The following is an 18,734-nucleotide window of genomic DNA, read 5'->3' as shown; positions in this document are numbered from 1 at the left end:
GACGGTGCCAGGGAAAACTGCGGCGAAATGGCGGGCCGTGCGTACGGCAAAACCGTGTGGTCCTGGCCGTCGTTGCTACGGTCAAGCTCTCGCGAATGCGGCATTGGCGTCAACCGGCGCGGTGCCGGTGACTTTTGCGAGGGTGAGGGAGGCCAGAAGGAACTCGGCTCCCGGGAGAGCACGGCATAAGCCGTCCGACCATCGCGCAGGGAAGGCCGAGTGATTGGCACCACCTGTATGCTGCTGTGCGGTTTTCTGCGTGTGCGTTTTGCGCAGCGGACCGCGGGTGCGATGTCAGCACCCGGTCTTCCCTGCGCCCTCTTGGCTCAAGAGGGTGGAGTGACCAGGCAAAGCTCGGGCGAAATCAGTCGCGAGAATGAATATGCACGTCTGCGACCACACACTCGCTGTCATCGCCCGGCTTGACCGGGCGATCCAGTACTCCGAGACGACAGTTGTTCAATGCAGAGGCCGCGGCGTACTGGATTCCCCGCCTTCGCGGGGAATGACAGCCGTCACTCGGAGAGCGAGCTATCGCCTCATACTCCGTCATTGCTTCGCTTCGCTCGCAATGACGTTGATGGAGCGCCGCTTCTTGGCGGCCTCAGCCCTGGCTCGCCATGCGCTCGCGGTCGAGATGCTGCTCGATCTTGGGGCGGTCACGCGTGCGCTCGAAGCTGGTGCAGAGCAGCTCGGTCTCCTCGAGCGAGATCGGAGCACGATAGAGCCGGCACATGAATTCGGCGTTTCCACGCCCCTTACCGGTGCCCGGCCCGCGCTCTGCGAGAAACATGCAGTCCCGGCAGATGCTCGCTTCGAGCCGCTGATGGGCAGCATCGAGGTGATTGAGGATCTCGCGGAGAGAGTCGCGCAGCCTGATGCACTCCTCGGTCCCGAGCGACGTCACCGCGTTGACCACGTGATTGATCGGGTCGTGCTGGCTCAGGCATTTCTCGCCCTGCGGCGTGACGTGCAGGACGACGGAACGCTTGTCCTCATGCGACGGCTTTCGCACCAGGAACGACTTGCTCTCCAGAGTCTTCACGATCTGCGACGCCGTCGCGCGTGTGGCGCCGATGAAGCCGGCCAGTGCGGACGGCGTGCGCGAAAACCTGTTGGCGCGCCCGAGAAAGCGCAGCGCCATCCATTCCCGATCGCGCAATCCATGCTGATTGCCTTCGAAATACCAAGCCCGCGCCGCCTGAACCAGCAGCTCGACGGCTTCCCGCGCCAATGGCATGAATCTACCTCGTCCCCGGAACTTCGTCTGCGGCGTCCCGAAGCCGCTTTGCGCCCTGAGTGTCAGACGAGCATGCCCTGTCGAACTCTCGCACAATGGCGCGGATCGCACCGCGCCCGACCTCGGCCGATGAGCGTCGCATCGTCCGCAGCGAGAAGCCGTATCGCTGATGGCATGCCAACGGCGTGGTCGTCGCGCGGGAGCTCGGGTTGCCGTCGCCGGCAAACGGTGGATCGGAGTAGCTCAACCGAAGCCCCCAAAGTTCAAGTCACAAGCAGACGTTTCTTATACTCAACCAAAACGATGGATGAGCTTCTCAACAAAATCAAGTAGAGACCCTCTCACAGGCTGGATGTCGTCGCAGGCGAATGTAACGTTCAAGGGCAATCTCGTTGTTCGGGACACATGATGGTGAACGCAATACATGGCGCGGCGAGTAATATGCACTCGATATTGTGAGAGTTTGATTGCACGCGCGTTGTTGTCTTGCGTTGATGCAAACTGATCGAAGCTTGTGCATCACGATGACGTTTGGCGGCACGTCATCCACAACTTGTGCGTTCTGCCGCGGAATCGTCGAGGGAACTCATTGGAATTGCACGCGGCGGTTGTTCCCGTCGTGTTTGCAGAATAGACTCTTCGATTGCTTGCACAGCGCTTGCCAGCTCGTGCACACCCGAGCGGCGAATTCGCTCACGACGAAAATGGGTGAGCCGGTGTGCACGCGCATGCGCTGGAAGCGTAGCGACATGCGCAATCTCTTGTCGAAAACCACGGGCAGGGCGGACGGCAGGCGCCTCACCCTCTCCACCCGTCAGTCGCCCTTGAGCATGTCCCGAAGCTCGCGGAACGGATCGGCGCTCGGCGGGGCCGATGCGCCCTGTCGCATCGCGTTGTAGATTCGCGGAACCATCTCGACCGCCTGGTCGAGGCCCGAATCACGTCCCGGCTGATAGCCGCCCATCAGGCGAAGGTCGCGCGTGTCCTCGTATTTCGCGATCATGGCGCGCAGCTTGCTCACCAATTCGCGCTCCTCGGGGTCCCAGACGTTGTGGGCGAGGCGGGAGACCGAGGCCAGAACATCGACGGCCGGATAGCGCGCCTGGTCGGCGATGTGCCTTGAGAGCACGATGTGCCCATCGAGCGTGCCGCGGATGGTGTCGGCGATCGGCTCGTTGTGATCGTCGCCGTCGACCAGCACGGAGAAGATCCCGGTGATGGTGCCGGATCCCTCCTCGCCCGGACCGGCGCGCTCGAGCAGGCGCGGCAGATCGGTGAAGACCGTCGGCGCGTAGCCGCGCGCCACCGCGGGCTCGCCGGCGGCGAGCGCGACCTCGCGGGCGGCGTGGGCAAAACGGGTGATCGAATCCACCATCAGCAGGACCGATTCGCCGCGGTCGCGGAAATATTCGGCGACCGCCATCGCCGTCTTCGGCGCCAGTCGCCGCATCATCGGGCTTTCGTCGCCCGTCGAGACGATTGTGACAGCGCGATGACGGTCGTTGCCCAGCACGTCCTCGATGAACTCGCGCACCTCGCGGCCGCGCTCGCCGACCAGGGCCAGCACGACCGTATCGAAGCCCTGGCTGCGGGCGAGCATCGCGAGCAGCGTCGATTTGCCGACGCCCGATCCGGCAAAGATGCCGACGCGCTGGCCGGCGCAGACCGGCGCGAACAGGTCGATGACGCGTACGCCGGTGCGCAGCGGCTTGTGCACGCGCGCACGCTTCATGGCCGACGGCGCCTCCGCCTCCGCCGAGACCGCCTGCGCCCCTTGCGTGAGCGGCCCCTGTCCGTCCAGCGGCGCGCCGAGAGCGTTGATGACGCGGCCCTTCCAGCTCGGATCGGGCGCGAAGGACAGCGGCGGCATCCGGTAGGCCGCCGAGCCGAGCCCGCCGCCAAATTGCCGGTCGAACGGCTTGGCGATGATGCCGTCGCTGTCGATCCGCACCACCTCGCCGATCTGGCGCTTACCGCCGCAATCGACGCCGATGAGCTCGCCGAGCCTGACGAAGCGCGACAGGCCGGAGACGCGGAAATGCGTCGGCGCGATCTCGGAGATCGCGCCACTGACGCTTGCCAGGGGAGTGCTCTGCTGAAGCTCCAGCAGCGCCCACTCGAGTTGCCGAAGAGCGTTCAAGGAAACCGTCCAACCTCATCCTGCGCGCTTGGCGCGCAATCTACTTGCCGGGTTCGCCGAGGGTCCGGATCGCGTTCTGCAGCGAGCTCTCGGTGCCCTCGATCATCGAGTTGGTGCCATCGAAAGCGCGCGATGCCGAGATCAGCCGCGTCAGTTCGAGCATCGGATTGGCGCCGGAGCCTTCGACATAGCCCTGCTTGAAGCCGTCCCGGGAGAAGTCCGCGATGGCGGTCGCAGGCCGGTCGGGCGTCACGCCTGAATTGCCGTAGCGTTCGAGATTGGCGTCGGCCGGAATGCTGAACAGGCCGATGGTGCCGATCTCGTTGTTGTCCTGGATGATCGCGCCGCTGCGCGCGATCGAGATCGGTCCGCCGTTCGGGTCGAGCGTGATCTGCGCGCCCCCGGAATCGACGATCGGAAAGCCGCTCACGGTCTGAAGATCGCCGTTGGGGGCGATCTGGAGCCGGCCGTCGCGCGTGTAGACCGTGCCGTTCGGACCGGCGAAGGCGATCCAGCCCTGGCCGACCACGGCGACGTCGAGCGGGTTGCCGCTCTCGGTGATGTTGCCCATCTCGCGCGAGATGACGTTGTCGCCGGGCGAGGAGAACGCCACCGGCGTCGGACCGGCCTTGGACAGCACGGTCTCGAACTTCACCACGTCGGTGCGGAACGCGGCCGTGTTGACGTTGGCGACGTTGTTGGCGATCGTCTGGAGGCGCTTTTCGAGGGCGACCTGCGCCGACAATCCCACATAGAGAGCCGATTGCATGACTTACCTGTTGAACTTGATGTTCTGAAGCGTCGTGAGCACGTTGGTATCCATGCTGACCGACGTCGCGGCGCCGGCGATCAGGACCAGCGCGGGATTGGTCGAGCTGTCGTTCCGGGCCTGGGTCGCATCCCACATCGCCGCAAAGCGCTGCACGAACTTGGTCACCTTGGCCGGATCCTGGAAGTCGGTGAGCTTGATCTTGTCCGCGATCATCTTGGCCTGGGCGTCGATGTTCGCCGCGCTGATCGTCGACGGCAGGCCGAGCGCGGTCTGCACCACCTGCGTCAGCGCCTTGTCGGCCAGGATCTGGTAGGCGGTCGTGATCGTGGAAGCCTTGCGGGTGAAATACAGCGCCAAACGCAGGCCTTCGTTCTGATCGCCGGCCTTCTCCTCCATCGTCTGCGTGACGTACTGGGTCGCGGTGCCGGTCGTGGCCGCGGCGGTCTGGGTCGCCTTGTCGCCGAGTGCGGCGAAATTGAAGGCGGTCGCGAATTGCCGGTAGCGGGTGTCGGTCAGCTTGTTGGCGAAGGCGTCCTTGCTCGTGACCCCCTCGGTCAGCACCTTGCGCATGAACGCCTTGGCGTAGGTCATGTCGCTGAGGCCATAGGCCTTCATCGCATAGGAATAGAGACGATAGTCCTTCAGGAAATCGTCGATCGTCTTCACTTTGCCGATATGGCCGAGGAAATAGTCGGTGTCGCGGCTGACGTCCGGCTGCTTCGCGACCTGCGTCAGCGACTTGCCCATGTCCTTGGTCAGCCTGGTGTAGTCCGCGATGGTGGATAGCATGACACGCGCCCCTCTGGCCGCAGGTCGCGACCCCGCTTCAAGCTGCCGCCAATTGCTTGCGCGGGGCTGGCGACCTCGAAGCCAGCTTCGCGCAAGCGTCGCCGACTAGGTATTCCAGGTGGGATCGGCGATGGAGCGGCGCGTTGGGCAGTTTCGTGGGGATTTTCATCACGGTAGCCGCGCTGCTCGGCGGCTTTGCCGCCATGGGCGGGCACCTGGCCGTGCTCATGCAGCCGTGGGAGTTCGTGATCATCATGGGAACCGCGGTCGGCACCTTTATCGTGGCCAATCCATGGAAGACGGTGGTGGACACGGGCGTCGCCTGCATGCAGGCCATCACCGGCGCGGTGCCCGGCCAGCGCTACTACCTTGACCTGCTCGGCGCGCTCCACGCTCTGATGCGCGAGCTGCGCGGCAAGGGGCGCAACGAAGTCGAGGCGCATATCGACGATCCCGCCTCCTCCGAAATCTTCAAGGCGTTCCCCAGCGTGCTCGGAGATCCCTCGCTGCTCCAGTTCATCTGCGACTATGTCCGCCTGATCATCATGGGCAATGCGCGCACGCACGAGATCGAGGCGCTGATGGACGAGGAGATCCATACCATCGTGAAAGGCAAGCTGGCGCCCTATCATGCGCTGGTGACGGTGTCCGAGGCGCTGCCGGCGCTCGGCATCGTCGCCGCCGTGCTTGGCGTCATCAAGGCGATGGGCGCGCTCGACCAGTCGCCGAAGCTATTGGGCGGCTTTATCGGTGCAGCCCTGGTAGGCACCTTCGCAGGCATCTTCCTGTCCTATGGCGTGCTTTCGCCCTTCGCGATCAAGATCAAGATGACGCGCGAGAAGAAGTGTCGGCCCTACATCATCGTCAAGCAGACGCTGCTGGCATTCATGAACGGTGCCATGCCGCAGATCGCCGTCGAGCACGGCCGCAAGATGATCTCCAGCAGCGAGCGTCCCTCGATCGACGTCGTCGAAAACGAGACGATCGCAGGTCCCAAGCCCATCGCTGCCGACGCTGAACCCAAGGCGGCGCGCGCATGATGATGGAAGACGCAGAAGTCGACCAGCGCAAGCAGCTGCCGAACTACCTGCTGGACGCTGCCGGCATATCGATCGAGCGTATGCCGATGCTCAATGTGATCTTCGATCGCATGGCGGCATCGTGCACCGACAGCCTGCAGCCGATGGCCGGAACGCCCTGCTATTTCTCGGTCAACGGCATCACCAACGATCCGCTCGGCGACATCATCAAGGACTACGAGGGCAACGCGGTCGCGGCCGTGCTCTATGCCGAGCAGTGGGATTCGCGCGTCATTATCATGCTCGACCGCGACTTCGTATTCACGATGGTCGAGGCGATGTTCGGCTCTGACGGAGCGGAACCGCCGCTTGACGTCGAACGGACGTTCTCGAACATTGAGATACGGCTGGTCCAGGCGCTGTTCGAGCGGTTCGCCAAGGCGCTGCAAGGCGCCTTCGCCGGAACGTCCAACGTCACCTTCCGCGTCGAGCGTGTCGAGACCGCGATGGCGTCGCTGGCGATCGGACGCGCCAGCAACATGTCGATCTGCGCGAACATGATGGTGCAGGCACTCTACCGCGGCGGTCAGATGTTCCTGATCATTCCGCACTCCGCGCTCAACCCGCTGCGTCAGAAGCTCGCTCACGTGGTCGTCAGCGACGGTCGCGCCGCCGACCCACGCTGGCGCGAACAGATGGAAAGCGAGGTGCAGCGGACCGAGGTGACCCTCAGCGCCGTCCTCGACGAGAAGATGGTGACGCTCGGCGACGTCGTGAAGTTCGAGGTCGGGCAGGTGCTCGAGCTCGAGGCCACGCCGCGCACGCTGGCCCGTCTCGAAAGCAACAATCAGGTGTTGTTCTGGTGTCAGATCGGCCAGCTCGACGGCTATTACGCCATGCAGGTGGCAGATCCCGTCGATCAGAAGCGGGAGTTCGTCGATGATATCCTATCTCGTTGATATCGTGCTGCTGGTTGCGCTCGCCTTCACCAGCCTGCGGGTGACCAGGATGCATCGCGAGCTGGCGCGGCTGCGCAGCTATCAGGGCGAATTCTCAACCATCATGCACGAGACCGCGGGTGCCTTCGACACGGTCATCACCGCGGCGCACGATTCCACGGCGAATCTCGGACGCCTCGCCAACGTGCTGAGCACGAAGATCGACCAGGCTCACGAGGCGATCGCAGCGCTCGATGCGCGCAGCGGGCTCGCACCCGCGGCGACGGCCGCGACCGCCGAGCTGAACAAGCACTGAATGCCGGCACCGGCAGAGCAATACGGCCGGAACGCCACGGCGCTCCGGCAGCGGAAGTACCAAGAGGCGATACCATATGGCGCAATCATTCGACTACGAGTCTGCACCTGCATCGGCTGAGACCGAGACGTCACCGCTGGAACGCCTGGCCGAGATCGCCCAGCGCACGGCCGAGGAGACCGGCAAGTTCGCCAATGTCGACGCCATCTTGCGCATTCCCGTCACCATGCAGGTGGTGCTGGGATCGGCGACCATTCCGGTGGCGAACCTGATGAAGCTCGGACGCGGCGCGGTGGTTCCGCTCGATCACCGGGTCGGGGAGCCCGTCGACGTCGTCGTCAACGGCCGCATCGTCGCCCGCGGCGAGGTGGTCGTCGTCGAAGAGGACAATTCCCGCTTCGGCGTCTCACTCACGGAGATCGTCGGACCGCTGGGGCAGGGTGATACCTGACCATGGCGGCACCGGTCGGCATCGCTCCCGTCAAGCAGCGAGGCGTTACCACGCTGGGCGGCACGGAAAAGGTCGCCGCGCTCCTGCTGGCCATGGGCCGGCAGGCGGCGGCGAGCGTGCTTCAGCAGTTCGAGCCGCAGGAGATCCGCATCGTCACCAAGGCGGCGGCGGAGCTGCGGCCGATCACCGCGCAGGAGCTCGAGGGGATCGTCGAGGAGTTCGCCCAGCAGTTCTCGATGGGCGCGAACATTCTCGGCACCCTCGGTGGCCTGGAAGCGGTGCTCGGCGACGTGCTTCCGGCCGATCAGGTTTCGGCGATCATGACGGACCTACTCGGCAATTCGAGCCGCTCTGTGTGGGACCGCGTCTCGTCGGTGTCGGAAAATTCGCTGGCCACCTACCTGTCCAAGGAGCATCCGCAGACCGCGGCGCTCATCCTGTCCAAAGTCAAGCCGTCCTGCGCCGCCAAGGTCATGAGCCAGCTGCCGTCGAGTCTGCGCAACGAGTTGATGCGGCGCGTGCTCAGCCTCAAGCCGATCGTTGATGACGCGATGAAGGTCCTCGAGAAGACGCTGCACGAAGATCTGACGCTGAATTTCGCCCGCAACCTCGGCGCCGACACCTACGCCCGCGTCGCCGACATCATCAACAAGATGGAGCGCGGCCACATCGAGGACATCCTGAAGAGCCTGTCGGAGAAGCGTCCGAAGTCGGCCGAGGTGCTAAAGGAGCTGTTGTTCACCTTCGACGACGTCATCAACCTGGCGCCGAAGGCGCGCACCATGATCTTCGACCAGGTTCCGACCGACCGCATCGTGGTCGCACTGAAGGGCACCGACAAGCATTTCCGCGAGGTGATCCTGTCCGCGGTCGCCTCGCGCGTCCGCCGCGTCGTCGAGGCCGAGCTCGCGATCGGCGAGCCGTCGAACCAGCGCGACGTGCTCGAGGCGCGCCGTGTGATCACCGACCTTGCACTCGACCTCGCGGAGAAGGGCGAAATCGAGCTCAACCCCGAGCAGGAGGATGGGCTGGTCTTCCGCTGACCGCTGAACGGGCATGGCAGAAACATCCGATCAGGAGAGCAAGACAGAAGAGCCGACCGAGAAGAAAGTCCGCGATGCGCTCGAACAGGGCAAGATTCCGGTCTCTCGGGAGGCCTCCATTTTCGCCTCGATGGCCGCGCTGATGGTGATCCAGGCATTCCTGATCGGCCAGGGCGTGCAGCAATTGACGCCGACGCTGAAGAGCCTGCTCGACGATCCCGAGGGCTTCCCGCTCTCGACCGGTGCGGACGCGCAGAACCTGCTCACCGTGGTCGGCCTGCAGGCGCTGCGGTTCCTGGTGCCCTTGGTGGTCATCCTGGTGGTGTTCGGGCTCGCGGCCTCGCTGCTGCAGAACGCGCCGCGCCTGGTGCTCGAGCGGATCAAGCCTGACATGTCGCGAATCTCTCCAGTCAGCGGCTGGAAGCGGTTGTTCGGGACGCAGGGCCTGATCGAGTTCGCCAAGTCGTTGTTCAAGCTCGCCGCGGTGACCGCCGTGGTCGCCTTCGTGCTGCGCGCGTCCGAAGCGAGGGCGTTCGAGGCCATGTACACCGACCCGGTCGCGCTGCCGGAGATGATCCTCAACATCGCGATGCGCATCGTCTCGGCGATCTGCATCGCCACCATCGTGCTGGTGGCGATCGATCTCGCCTGGGCGCGCTTCCACTGGCGGCGCGAGCTGCGCATGACCAAGCAGGAGATCAAGGACGAGCACAAGCAGGCGGAAGGCGATCCCCTGATCAAGGCGCGCCTGCGCTCGCTGGCGCGCGACCGTTCGCGCCAGCGCATGATCGCCTCGGCCTCGCGCGCGACGCTGGTGATTGCCAATCCGACGCACTTCGCGATCGCGCTGCGCTACAAGCGCGAGGAAAACGCCGCGCCGCTGGTCGTGGCCAAGGGCATGGACGTGATCGCGCTGAAGATCCGCGAGATTGCCGAGCAGAACCGAATCCCCGTCATCGAAAACAAGGCGCTGGCGCGCGCGCTCTACGAGGCAGTCCAGGTCGATCAGGTGATTCCGGCGGAATTCTTCCGGCCCGTTGCCGAGATCATCTACTTCCTCCAATCCAAGCAGGCGCCACGGCCCGAGAACGTCCGATAGATTTCCGAGGATGGTACTTCGCGCAACAGCTTGACGAAAGCTTAACGCCCTAGGCTCGTCCCGAATGGATCAGAATGGGGCCGTCGTGGGACCGCTTTATCTCTTCGAACTCGCATCGTCGCAGGCGCGCTATCTCGAGCTGCGTCAGTCGACCATCGCCACCAACGTCGCCAACGCCAACACGCCGGGATTCCGGGCGCGCGACGTCGAGCCGTTCAGCAAGGTGCTCGACGGCATGCCGGTGAGGTTCGCGACGACGTCGCCTTCGCACATGCAATTGGCCGCAGCCGAGACCGACACGCGGGCGACGGCGAAGAAGGACAGCTGGGAAGTGGTTCACTCCGGCAACTCCGTCAGCCTCGAGCAGGAAATGATCAAGGGCAGTGACGTCAATCGCGACTATTCGATGAACGCGGCGATCGTGCGGTCGTTTCACCGCATGGTGCTGTCGAGTGCAAAGGCCTGAGGTGATTTGACATGCTGGACTCATTGAGCGCCTCGCTGACGGTCGCAAGCTCCGGGCTCGAAGCGCAGTCGACGCGCATGCGCATCGTCTCGGAGAATCTCGCGAACGCCACCTCGACGGGGCGCGCCGCCGGCGCCGATCCGTATCAGCGCAAGACCATCACCTTCGATGCGGCGATGGATCGCGCCTCGGGCGCGCAGCTCGCGAAGGTCAAGGAGATCGGGGTCGACACCACGCCTTACCGGGTGGAATACGATCCGGGGCATCCCGCCGCCGACAAGGCGGGCTACGTCAAGCTGCCGAACGTGAACATGATGATCGAGATGGCCGACATGCGGGAGGTCAACCGCTCCTATGAGGCCAATCTCCAGGTCGTGAAGCAGGTGAGGTCCATGCTCGGCATGACCATCGATCTCTTGAGGAGTTGACCATGCTTGAGGCGATTTCATCCACCGCGATTTCCGCAGGGCAAGCCGCGAGCCGTGCGACCGAGACGCAGGCCGTCTCGCCGGCGGCGACCACCGCGATCCAGACCAGTGACGACGTTGGCTTCGAATCGGTGATGAAGCAGGTGACGTCGGATGCGATCGGGACGCTGAAGGCGGGCGAGGCGGCATCGATCTCGGCAATGCAGGGCAAGGAATCGACGCGCCGCGTCGTGGAGGCGCTGATGTCGGCCGAGCAGGCCCTGCAGACGGCGGTCGCGGTTCGCGACAAGGTCGTCCAGGCCTACCAGGAAGTCGTTCGGATGTCGATTTGATCTGAAGGAGTGGGACCAGTGAAATCGCTCGCCATTGCGGCCACGGGCATGAACGCCCAGCAGACCAACATCGAAGTCATCGCGAACAACATCGCCAACATCAACTCGACCTCCTACAAGCGGGCGCGCGCGGAGTTCACCGATCTGTTCTACCAGATGGACCGCATGCAGGGCGTCGCGAACACCAACGGCTCCTCGCCGATTCCGGAAGGTGCCAATCTCGGCCTCGGCGTCAAGTCGGCGGCGATCCGCAAGCTGCACATCCAGGGCGCGCTGACGCAGACCGGCAATCCCTATGATCTCGCGATCAACGGACGTGGCTGGTTTCAGGTGCTCGGCCCCAACAACGAGGTGCAATACACCCGTGCGGGCTCGTTCAACGTCAACGCCAACGCTCAGCTGGTCACGATCGACGGTTACCTGCTGGATCCCGCGATCACCATCCCGCAGGGGACGGTCGAGGTCACGGTCAACCAGACCGGCCAGGTGTTTGCCAAGCTCGACACGGAAGTGAATCCGCGGCAGATCGGCCAGCTCAACCTCGCCAACTTCGCTAACGAAGCGGGTCTCGAGCCGCTGGGCAGCAATCTCTACAAGGAGACCACGGCGTCCGGCACGCCGGTCGTCGGTCTGCCGGGCGATGCCGGCTATGGCAAGATCAACCAGAAATGGCTCGAAGCCTCGAACGTCGACCCGGTCAAGGAAATCACCGAGTTGATCTCGGCCCAGCGTGCCTACGAAATGAATGCCAAGGTCATCCAGGCCTCGGATGAAATGGCCCAGACGGTCTCGAAGGGCATGCGCTAGTTCCGGTGTCTCGATGTTGAACAGGGTGGGCCTGATCGTGCGCGGGTTGGCCGCCGTGCTGCTGGTTCTCGCCGCGGCGCGGGCCGCCGCGGCCGAGGAGAAGCGGCTTCCCGTACCGGCCGTCTCGATCCGCGCCGGCGAGATAATCCGCGAGGAGATGATCACCGAGCGCGCCTTCGCGCCGAGCCTGCTCGGCGTCGCAATGTTCATCGAGGGACGCCAGATCCTGGTCGGTCGCATGGCGCGGCGCGCGCTGTTGCCGGGCCAGCCCATTCCAACCAATGCGGTGGAGGACCCCTGGACCGTCGCGCGCGGCGCCATGGTCAAGGTCGTGGTCGAGGACAGCGGCCTGTCCATCGTCACTTACGGCTCGGCCATGCAGTCGGGTGCGGCCGGCGCGCTGATCCCCGTGCGCAACACGGACACCGGCGTGATCATCAGGGGCGTCGTCCAGCCGGACGGCAGCGTCAAGGTCATGGACGGGTCATGACCAGGCTCCTGCTTGCGCTCATGCTGCTGGTGTCGGCCGCCGGCGCCCAGGCCGCCGTCCGCATCAAGGACATCGCGGACATCAAGGGTTTGCGCGAGAACCAGATCGTCGGCTACGGCCTCGTCATCGGCCTCAACGGTACCGGCGACACGCTGCGCAACGCTCCGTTCACCGAACAGTCCCTGCAGTCGATGCTCGAGAACATGGGCATCAACGTCAGGAACGAGACCACGAGCACCAACAATCCCCCGCGTCCGACCACGCTGCGCACGCGCAACGTCGCAGCGGTGATGGTGACGGCGGACCTGCCGCCTTCGATCGGGCCCGGCGAGCGCATGGACGTCACCGTGTCCTCGCTCGGCGATGCGACGTCGCTGCTCGGCGGCACATTGGTGATGACGTCGCTGCGCGCGGCGGACGGCGCCGTCTATGCGGTGGCACAGGGCGCGATCACGGTTGCCGGCTACAGCGTCGGAGGCCAGGCGCAGAACGTCAGCCAGGGCACGCCGACGGCCGGGCGCATCCCGAACGGTGCGCTGGTCGAACGCGAGGTGCAGGGAAGTCTCCACGAGATGGAGTTCCTGGTGCTACAGCTGAAGAACCCGGACTTCGTCACCGCAACGCGCATCCTCGACGCTGTCAACCGCTACGCCGGCGGTCGCTACCGCGCGCAGATCGCCTTCGAGCGCGACTACCGCACCATCGTGCTGTCGAAGCCGCGTCATGTCGGCCCTGTTCGCTTCCTCGCCGAGATTGGCGAATTGGTGGTCGAGCCGGATACGCCGGCGCGGGTCGTGATCAACGAGCGCACCGGCACGGTCGTGATCGGGCGCGACGTGCGGATATCCACCGTCGCCGTGACCCACGGCAATCTGACGGTTCGCGTCACGGAGATGCCGGTTGTGTCGCAGCCGGCGCCGTTCTCGCGGGGACAGACGGTGGTCGTCCCGCAGACCGTGGTCGAAGCCAACGAGGCCGGATCGCAGGTGGCGATCCTGAGCGGGGTCGATCTCCAGCGCCTGGTGCGCGGGCTGAACCAGATTGGCCTGAAGCCATCGGGGATTATCGCGATCCTGCAGGCGATCAAGACGGCAGGCGCGCTCCAGGCCGACGTCATCGTGCAATGATGCGCAAGCGTCGTGCAAGCTTGGTCGCTCAATGCTCAGGTCTGAAGCGAGAATCGCACGCGGCCCGATGCTGAAGCTGGATCACAAAGGCAAACTCCTCCTGCTGGCCGCGGCAGCAATGCTCGCGAGCGCCTCGCCCGCGCTCGCCTTGGACGAGGCCAAGCCGTCGAAACCGCTCAACCTGCTCTCCTTCGCCCGCGCCCGCGCTGGCGGACCGCAGAAGCCGCAGCCGTCGGCCACCGCGACACCTGTCGACAATGCGTCGGTCCGGGCCACGGCATGGGCGGCCGAAGATTCGGGCCCCGCGGTCACCGGTGCGGTGCCGGAGACACCGGCGCCTGCCCGTCCGGCTAAGCCTGGCAGCGTCACGGCGCCGCCGACGCCTGCACCGCCGCAGGCTGCGCCGCCCCCGGACAACGAAATCGCGCTGTTCTGCAGCAACGTCGCCGATCCCGCCGTCGATGCCAGGCTGGCCTGGCAGCTCAAGGAGCTCGAGAAGGCCGAGAGCCTGCTGCGCGAGCGCATCGCCGAGGTCGAGGCCAAGCGCGCCGAATACGAGAAGTGGATGGCGCTGCGCGACGACTTCCTGAAGAAGGCCGAAGCGAGCGTCGTCGAGATCTATTCGCGCATGAAGCCCGAAGCTGCGGCGACGCAGATCGCCGGCATGGCCGACGAGACCGCCGCCGCAGTGCTCGCCAAGCTCAGCCCGCGCAGCTCGAGCGCGATCTTCAACGAGATGGACACGGCACGCGCGGCGCACCTCGCAGACCTGCTCGGCGGCATGCGTCGCGTGGACGACGGAAAGAGCAAATAGATGACCAAGCCGATCCTCATCCTCTCGCTGCTCGCGGCGTCCGTACTTCTGGCCGGTTGCTTCCATGATCCGGCCGAAGTCCTGACCGGTCCGCAGATGTCGCCCGTCGGCAGCGGCCTGCGGATGCAGGCCGATCCGATCCCGGTGACGCCGCGCATGCGCACGCCCGTCAGCTATCGCTCGACCTGGGACGACGGCACCGATCTCTACCGCGATCCGCGCGCCCGCCGCACCGGCGACGTCGTGACGGTGATCATCTCGATGCAGGACAAGGCCAAGCTCGACAACAAGACTGGCCGTTCGCGCGATTCGCAGGTCAAGTTCGGGCTCGACTGGCTGATGGACATCGCTGGATGGAACGACACGGGTTCGGCCAACGCCAATCTCAGCACCAATACCCAGATCAAGGGCAACGGCCAGATCGACCGCACCGAGGACATCAGGCTCTCGATCGCGGCCGTCGTCACCGACGTGCTGCCGAACGGCAATATGATGATCAGCGGCTCGCAGGAATTTCGCGTCAACACGGAGATGCGCGTGCTCAAGGTCGGCGGCATCGTGCGTCCGCGCGATATCTCGCGAGCCAACACCATCTCCTACGACAAGATCGCCGAGGCGCGCGTGTCCTATGGCGGGCGCGGAAATCTGTCGGACGTGCAGCAGCCTGGATGGGGACACCGGATCTATGACGCCGTGGCACCATTCTGAGGCCCGAGCCGGCTGGATCGCGCCGCGATGGCAGGAGACGCCATGCGCCTGATCGCTGCCATCGTCGTGCTGACCCTGATCGCGATCGGCGCGGGCGCGATTGCCGGTCTGCATCTGATCGCGACCGCCGAGCGGGTTGCCGACGCGAAGAAGAACGCCACGTCCCCGCCGATCGCGTCGAGCTACACCGGCAGTGCGCGGCTCCGGAAATTGTCCCCGATCGTGACCAATCTCGCCGCGCCGGCCAACAATTGGGCGCGCATCGAAGCCTCTATGGTGACCGACAGCATGAGCGACGAGGATGCCGGCATTCTGGCCGCCCACATCAGCGAGGACATCGTGACCTATCTGCGGTCGGCGACAGTGGCGCAGTTCGAAGGATCGCGCGGGCTCCAGCATCTGCGCGACGACCTGACCGAGCGCGCCAGTATCCGCTCGTCAGGCAAGGTCCGCGAATTGATCATCGAAACGCTGGTGATCCAGTGAGGGTGAAAGTCCTGCTGCTCGCGCTGGTTCTGGTCGTGCTGCCCGAAGCGGCGCTGGCCCAGATTCCCGACCTGAATTCGCTGCTGCCGCCCGGAAACGGCTCGACAAGCGGCCGGATCATCCAACTGATGGCGCTGATCACGGTGCTGTCGGTGGCGCCGGGGTTGCTGATCATGGTGACGAGCTTCACGCGATTTGCGGTGGCGTTGTCGTTCCTGCGCGCAGGTCTCGGCCTCCAGACCACGCCTGCCAACCTGGTGCTGATCAGTCTCGCGCTGTTCATGACCTTCTATGTCATGGCGCCGACCTTCGACCGGGCCTGGGAAACCGGCGTCCAGCCGCTGATGAAGAACGAGATCTCGGAAGAGGAAGCCTATCTGAAGATCACCGATCCGTTCCGCGAGTTCATGCTGGCCCATGTCCGCGACAAGGATCTCCAGACCTTCGAAGCGCTCGCCGCCGAAAGCTTCCGCAGGAAGTTCGACGACAAGCGGGTCGATCTGCGCGTCATCATTCCGGCCTTCATGATCTCCGAGCTCCGGCGCTCGTTCGAGATCGGATTCCTCATCATCCTGCCGTTCCTGGTGATCGACATGATCGTGGCGACGCTGACCATGTCGATGGGCATGATGATGATGCCGCCGACGATCCTCGCGCTGCCGTTCAAGATGCTGTTCTTCGTGCTGATCGACGGCTGGAATCTGCTGGCCTCCGGGCTGGTCCGCTCGTTCTCGTGAGCACTGGCCGGCCGGTTATGGTTAAGCGAAAGGTGCTGGATTTGGTTAGCGGCGCGTTATTTTAACCATATGATTCTACTGCGGAATTCAAGCTCGTCTTAATCCGGAAGCAAGATTCGGCGTGCTAGCAATGCGGCACGGCGGGTTGGACCCACACAGATCGGTCCAAAGGCATGATGCCGCCCTTCCGTACCGGTGAAAGCCCGGTATGTCCCCTCGTGAAAATGTAAACGCGTACATAAAGGGACATTCGCAATGTCAAGCCTGCTTACGAACTCGACTGCCATGACCGCACTCCAGACCCTGCGGTCTGTGGGTTCGCAACTCTCCACCACGCAGAACCGGATCTCGACCGGCCAGCGCGTCGCCACCGCGTCGGACAACGCCGCCTATTGGTCGATCGCAACGTCGATGCGCTCCGACAACGCCGCGCTCTCTGCCGTCTCCGACTCGCTCGGCCTGTCGGCCGCGACCGTCGACACCGAATATACCGCTCTGACCTCGGTGATCGGCGACAAGGACTCGGGTCTGACCAAGCTCCAGGCGCTGCTGGTCCAGTCCAAGACCGCAGGTATCGATCGCACCAAGATCCAGGCGGACATCACCCAGATCCAGCAGGACATGAAGCTGAAGGCCAACTCGGCGACCTTCAACGGCATCAACTGGCTGAGCACCACGACGGGTACCACCCCGACGAGCTTCAGCCTCGTGTCATCCTACTCGCGCGTCGGCGGCACGCCCACCATCGGCTCGATCACGGTGACGACGGCCAACTACACGCTCTACTCGACCACGCAGACCGGCATTCTGGATACTGTGGCTGGCAGTGCGTCGGTCGACACGATCAACATCGCCGCGCTGACCGACTCGGCGGCCGACCAGACCACGCTCGATGGCTACATCGCGCAGGTCACGACTGCGATCAACTCGGTGGCCTCGGCCGCCGCCAATCTCGGTGCCGTCAAGAACCGTATCTCAACCAACACGAACTTCGTGAAGTCGCTGATGGACTCGGTTGACCGCGGTGTCGGTCAGCTCGTCGACGCCGACATGAACGCGGAATCCACCCGCCTGGCCGCCCTTCAGGTCCAGCAGCAGCTCGGCGTGCAGGCGCTCTCGATCGCCAACAACAGCAGCCAGAGCATCCTGTCGCTGTTCCGCTAAGACGGAGGTCATCGGAGGAGGGCCGCGCTTCTCGCGAAGCGCGGCCCTTTCGCTTGGGTATGGCCACGCGTGCCCAAGTCCGGCCGCCTGTTGCGGCCGGAACACAAGGCCACAAGCCCCGCACAAGCTTCGCTCGCTAACCTCGCCGCTACGACAGATTGGGCCTTGAACCCGCGTTTGCGGCACGCCCAAAGGCATGACGCCGCCCTGTCGTACCGGTGCAAGCCCGGTATGTCCCCAACTCAAGTCAATCTTCAAAGGGACATCAAAAATGGGTTCTAGTCTTCTCACCAACTCCTCCGCCATGACCGCGCTGCAGACCCTGCGGTCTGTCAGCACGCAACTCGCCACCACGCAGAACCGGATTTCCACCGGTCAGCGCGTGTCCACCGCTTCGGACAACGCCGCCTATTGGTCGATCGCAACGTCGATGCGCTCCGACAACGCCGCGCTGTCCGCTGTCTCCGACTCGCTCGGCCTGTCGGCTGCGACCGTGGACACCGAATACACCGCTCTGACCTCGGTGATCGGCGACAAGGAATCCGGCCTGACCAAGCTCCAGGCGCTGCTGGTCGAAGCCAAGACCGCGGGTATCGACCGCACCAAGATCCAGGCGGACATCACCCAGATCCAGCAGGACATGAAGCTGAAGGCCAATTCGGCGACCTTCAACGGCATCAACTGGCTGAGCACGACGACGGGTACCACCCCGACGAGCTTCAACCTCGTCTCGTCCTACTCCCGCGTCGGCGGTACGCCCACCATCGGCTCGATCACGGTGACGACCGCCAACTACACGCTCTACTCGACGACGCAGACCGGCATCCTGGACACCGTGGCCGGCAGCGCCTCGGTCGACACGATCAACATCTCCGCGCTGACCGATTCGGCGGCCGACCAGACCACGCTCGATGCCTACATCGCGCAGGTCACCGCCGCCATCAACTCGGTGGCCTCGGCAGCTGCCGATCTCGGCGCGGTCAAGAACCGCATCTCGACTAACACGGAATTCGTCAAGACCCTGATGGACTCCGTGGATCGCGGCGTCGGCCAGCTCGTCGACGCGGACATGAACGCGGAATCGACCCGCCTTCAGGCCCTGCAGACCCAGCAGCAGCTCGGCGTTCAGGCGCTGTCGATCGCCAACCAGAACAGCCAGAGCATCCTGTCGCTGTTCCGCGGCTAAGCGGCGCTCTCGAAAACGACCGTGCTCCCCCAGGGAGCACGGTCTCCGCCGTGATGGTGGGCGCCGACACGCGATATGCCGGCAATCGAACCTTCGTCATACGTCTTGCGACACGCCGCAGCCGGTCGGGCTGCAATGCGCCCGAGCGCTCGCTCGCGGCTGCCAAACCGATTGCGTCGCCT

At 64.5% G+C, this 18,734-nt stretch carries 22 protein-coding genes; 18 read left to right on the top strand and 4 right to left on the bottom strand.

Annotated elements, in window-relative coordinates; all coding sequences use genetic code 11:
* Positions 1 to 604: 604 nt before the first annotated feature.
* The 4 genes from I6F31_RS03855 to I6F31_RS03840 all read right to left on the bottom strand — a co-directional run bounded on the left by I6F31_RS03855 (position 605) and on the right by I6F31_RS03840 (position 4,941).
* A complete protein-coding gene (locus I6F31_RS03855) occupies positions 605 to 1,240 on the bottom strand; it encodes a MarR family transcriptional regulator (RefSeq protein WP_036006959.1) in 636 nt (211 codons plus the stop codon).
* Between the two features lie 814 nt (positions 1,241 to 2,054).
* The gene (gene fliI, locus I6F31_RS03850) at positions 2,055 to 3,380 is read right to left on the bottom strand and encodes a flagellar protein export ATPase FliI (RefSeq protein ID WP_225146807.1); all 1,326 of its coding nucleotides are present in this window, start codon (positions 3,378 to 3,380) and stop codon (positions 2,055 to 2,057) included.
* 40 nt (positions 3,381 to 3,420) lie between these two features.
* Entirely contained in the window at positions 3,421 to 4,149 is a 729-nt protein-coding gene (gene flgF, locus I6F31_RS03845; protein ID WP_225134438.1) for a flagellar basal-body rod protein FlgF, read from the bottom strand.
* 3 nt (positions 4,150 to 4,152) lie between these two features.
* Complete coding sequence (locus tag I6F31_RS03840; RefSeq protein ID WP_036006968.1) at positions 4,153 to 4,941, bottom strand: DUF1217 domain-containing protein; 789 nt, start codon at positions 4,939 to 4,941, stop codon at positions 4,153 to 4,155.
* A 143-nt stretch (positions 4,942 to 5,084) separates the two neighbouring features.
* On the opposite strand from I6F31_RS03840, the gene motA reads away from it, so the two are divergent.
* The 18 genes from motA to I6F31_RS03750 all read left to right on the top strand — a co-directional run bounded on the left by motA (position 5,085) and on the right by I6F31_RS03750 (position 18,552).
* Complete coding sequence (gene motA, locus I6F31_RS03835; protein WP_225184703.1) at positions 5,085 to 5,981, top strand: flagellar motor stator protein MotA; 897 nt, start codon at positions 5,085 to 5,087, stop codon at positions 5,979 to 5,981.
* A complete protein-coding gene (locus tag I6F31_RS03830) occupies positions 5,978 to 6,919 on the top strand; it encodes a FliM/FliN family flagellar motor switch protein (RefSeq protein WP_036006973.1) in 942 nt (313 codons plus the stop codon). The genes motA and I6F31_RS03830 overlap by 4 nt, the downstream gene beginning before the upstream one ends.
* A complete protein-coding gene (locus tag I6F31_RS03825; protein WP_036006976.1) occupies positions 6,900 to 7,214 on the top strand; it encodes a hypothetical protein in 315 nt (104 codons plus the stop codon). The genes I6F31_RS03830 and I6F31_RS03825 overlap by 20 nt, the downstream gene beginning before the upstream one ends.
* A 76-nt stretch (positions 7,215 to 7,290) precedes the next feature.
* Positions 7,291 to 7,665, top strand: coding sequence for a flagellar motor switch protein FliN (gene fliN, locus I6F31_RS03820; RefSeq protein ID WP_036006979.1), 375 nt, complete (start codon positions 7,291 to 7,293; stop codon positions 7,663 to 7,665).
* 2 nt (positions 7,666 to 7,667) lie between these two features.
* The gene (locus tag I6F31_RS03815) at positions 7,668 to 8,708 is read left to right on the top strand and encodes a flagellar motor switch protein FliG (RefSeq protein WP_036027431.1); all 1,041 of its coding nucleotides are present in this window, start codon (positions 7,668 to 7,670) and stop codon (positions 8,706 to 8,708) included.
* A 13-nt stretch (positions 8,709 to 8,721) separates the two neighbouring features.
* Positions 8,722 to 9,807 carry a flagellar biosynthesis protein FlhB gene (flhB, locus tag I6F31_RS03810; protein WP_036027429.1) on the top strand — a complete coding sequence of 362 codons (1,086 nt, stop codon included), beginning with the start codon at positions 8,722 to 8,724 and terminating at the stop codon, positions 9,805 to 9,807.
* Between the two features lie 64 nt (positions 9,808 to 9,871).
* Positions 9,872 to 10,273 (top strand): flagellar basal body rod protein FlgB, encoded by a 402-nt coding sequence (flgB, locus tag I6F31_RS03805; protein WP_225146808.1) that lies wholly within the window; start codon positions 9,872 to 9,874, stop codon positions 10,271 to 10,273.
* A gap of 11 nt (positions 10,274 to 10,284) precedes the next feature.
* The gene (gene flgC, locus I6F31_RS03800) at positions 10,285 to 10,701 is read left to right on the top strand and encodes a flagellar basal body rod protein FlgC (protein WP_036006988.1); all 417 of its coding nucleotides are present in this window, start codon (positions 10,285 to 10,287) and stop codon (positions 10,699 to 10,701) included.
* 2 nt (positions 10,702 to 10,703) lie between these two features.
* Positions 10,704 to 11,033 (top strand): flagellar hook-basal body complex protein FliE, encoded by a 330-nt coding sequence (locus I6F31_RS03795; protein ID WP_036006990.1) that lies wholly within the window; start codon positions 10,704 to 10,706, stop codon positions 11,031 to 11,033.
* Between the two features lie 18 nt (positions 11,034 to 11,051).
* Positions 11,052 to 11,840: a flagellar basal-body rod protein FlgG gene (gene flgG / locus I6F31_RS03790; RefSeq protein WP_036006992.1), complete on the top strand. Its 789-nt coding sequence runs from the start codon at positions 11,052 to 11,054 to the stop codon at positions 11,838 to 11,840.
* Positions 11,841 to 11,853: 13 nt separating this feature from the next.
* Positions 11,854 to 12,330 carry a flagellar basal body P-ring formation chaperone FlgA gene (gene flgA, locus I6F31_RS03785; RefSeq protein ID WP_225146809.1) on the top strand — a complete coding sequence of 159 codons (477 nt, stop codon included), beginning with the start codon at positions 11,854 to 11,856 and terminating at the stop codon, positions 12,328 to 12,330.
* Entirely contained in the window at positions 12,327 to 13,457 is a 1,131-nt protein-coding gene (gene flgI / locus I6F31_RS03780; RefSeq protein WP_036007006.1) for a flagellar basal body P-ring protein FlgI, read from the top strand. Before flgA ends, flgI begins: the two co-directional genes overlap by 4 nt.
* A gap of 67 nt (positions 13,458 to 13,524) precedes the next feature.
* Complete coding sequence (locus I6F31_RS03775; protein WP_225146810.1) at positions 13,525 to 14,271, top strand: MotE family protein; 747 nt, start codon at positions 13,525 to 13,527, stop codon at positions 14,269 to 14,271.
* Positions 14,272 to 14,979, top strand: coding sequence for a flagellar basal body L-ring protein FlgH (gene flgH / locus I6F31_RS03770; protein WP_057030122.1), 708 nt, complete (start codon positions 14,272 to 14,274; stop codon positions 14,977 to 14,979).
* Positions 14,980 to 15,021: 42 nt separating this feature from the next.
* Positions 15,022 to 15,465 carry a flagellar basal body-associated FliL family protein gene (locus I6F31_RS03765; RefSeq protein WP_225146811.1) on the top strand — a complete coding sequence of 148 codons (444 nt, stop codon included), beginning with the start codon at positions 15,022 to 15,024 and terminating at the stop codon, positions 15,463 to 15,465.
* Complete coding sequence (fliP, locus tag I6F31_RS03760; protein WP_225112060.1) at positions 15,462 to 16,202, top strand: flagellar type III secretion system pore protein FliP; 741 nt, start codon at positions 15,462 to 15,464, stop codon at positions 16,200 to 16,202. The genes I6F31_RS03765 and fliP overlap by 4 nt, the downstream gene beginning before the upstream one ends.
* A 255-nt stretch (positions 16,203 to 16,457) precedes the next feature.
* Positions 16,458 to 17,366 carry a flagellin gene (locus tag I6F31_RS03755; RefSeq protein WP_057030125.1) on the top strand — a complete coding sequence of 303 codons (909 nt, stop codon included), beginning with the start codon at positions 16,458 to 16,460 and terminating at the stop codon, positions 17,364 to 17,366.
* A gap of 271 nt (positions 17,367 to 17,637) precedes the next feature.
* Positions 17,638 to 18,552: a flagellin gene (locus I6F31_RS03750; RefSeq protein WP_057030126.1), complete on the top strand. Its 915-nt coding sequence runs from the start codon at positions 17,638 to 17,640 to the stop codon at positions 18,550 to 18,552.
* Positions 18,553 to 18,734 lie beyond the last annotated feature (182 nt).

This window comes from Bradyrhizobium sp. NBAIM01, assembly GCF_020194115.1.
In the GTDB taxonomy this organism is placed as follows: Bacteria; Pseudomonadota; Alphaproteobacteria; order Rhizobiales; family Xanthobacteraceae; genus Bradyrhizobium; species Bradyrhizobium yuanmingense.
Note: the sequence above shows the minus strand (reverse complement) of the source record. Positions and strands in the feature narration are given on the sequence as shown.